General features: G+C 36.7%; 2 protein-coding genes. Both read right to left on the reverse strand.

The genetic code is table 11. The features are described 5' to 3' along the window. Positions 1-680: mechanosensitive ion channel family protein (locus AC1DUW_RS27855; protein ID WP_477644058.1), on the reverse strand; the 680-nt coding region annotated here is incomplete at its 3' end. Between the two features lie 22 nt (positions 681-702). Then, complete coding sequence (locus AC1DUW_RS27860; protein ID WP_477644059.1) at positions 703-1,095, reverse strand: sporulation protein; 393 nt, start codon at positions 1,093-1,095, stop codon at positions 703-705. Positions 1,096-1,701 lie beyond the last annotated feature (606 nt).

A 1,701-nucleotide genomic window follows, 5' to 3' on the forward strand; every position in this document is an offset into this window, starting at 1 on the left:
ATACCAAGATATCTAAAATCTTCTTCAGGTGTACCGTCCTCGAGCCTTAGAAGGCTTTCAGCAAACTTCTCATTACAGGTGAGGCATAATTCTTCCAACATCCGCTTCACCCTATCTGGTTTTTCTTGGTAACTCACCGTGATGCGTTCAATGATTCGCATTCTCCCTTTATTAAAATTTTGAATCGTCTTGATTTCACTGTGTGGGATAGTAAGCAGTTTTCCTGACCATTCCCGAATCTGCATGAACCGGATGCCAATTTCCTCAACCGTCCCGGAACTTGTCCCATTAAATGTAACAAAGTTCCCCACTCGAAATTCATTATCTGAAAATCTAACAAATCCCAATAAGATATCCTTAAGCATTTGTTGAGCGGCAAATCCGATAACGACCCCTACAATCCCAGCTCCAGCCAGTATTCCCTTTATGTCTATAAACTGTCCAATCAGATAAATGAGGAAAAGCCCGGAAATACCGTACCTTAGAGCAGAACGAGTAACACCCTGTATCGTTCTTTCGACTTCTTCCTCAAAAAAATTAGACCTTCTAAAGAACCATTCAACCATTTTATTCAATATATAATAACCGGCCAATAACAGTAGAGCTATTATAAAAAGCCTCAATAATAAGAATTCTTTCAAATAATCAAAAGCACGCTCTGTAAAATTCAAAATATCCATGTTCCCACCTCCGTTTCCACTCTTATTCAGAATCGATTAAAATCCAATCATCATCCTTGCCTATTATCCCTTTATCAAGAATAAGTCTCGTTTTTAGGCGATAGGAAACCCCGCGCTTATACGGTTCCTTTAATGTAGGCAGACGAAATTTAAAAGGAATTTCATTACTTTCCCCTGAATCAATCTCACTTGAAGATAAAATGGTGCTCGTTTTAAGGATATCTTCCATTCCCGTAGAATGAGTATCCATAATTAAATCACATTCAATCCTCCTTATTCTTTGCTCCTGGGTACCACCCTTAATCAAGAAATACCCATTTATTAATTCACCCGATTTATACGTATTTTTGGGAAGGATTAAATCTATCTGTGCAGACCCTATTCCTAAAAGTAACAAAGATTTTCTCAGTATCAAAGAATACACTCCATTTATATTTATTTGTTTTTCATTTATCATCCCACAAGCTTAGCTTAAACAATTCTCGAAGGGCTACATTATCCGGACTACAAAAAACCTTTACCATTTCGGTAAAGGCTTACTAACAGAAAATAGACCTTTACCACTAGGTAAGGTCTGGCTAACAACAAAATGTTGCCAACAAAGCCGAGAGCGAAGAACTCCGTATTGACGACATTGTTGTAAAAGCTACTCCCCTTAGGAGAATATATTCAAGTATATTATTTATCATACGGTAAGATTAGAAAGTTTGTCAAACCTTTTTAGTTTTATGGAATTCCGGGAATAACCCCAGGAAATCAATTAGCTTACCAATGTTTACTAAAATAGGAGTTTTCTTTTTAGATAAGCATGGTGTGATTAGTGGTACGTTATCCGTGGCTAAGAAGGGGTAAAAGAATTTAAAAGCAGAAAGTTCTCGGGAGCTAATGAAAGTAGGTATTCTTTATCAAATCTTATGGTGTAAACATATTTCCTTGAATTTAGGGGAATGTCAAGTACCAATCGGAAATACAATAAAACAAGGCAGCAGTATAAGATTTTAATCCAAACAGGCCAAATTTG

The sequence above is a fragment of the Peribacillus sp. P4_C12 genome, from assembly GCF_056402095.1.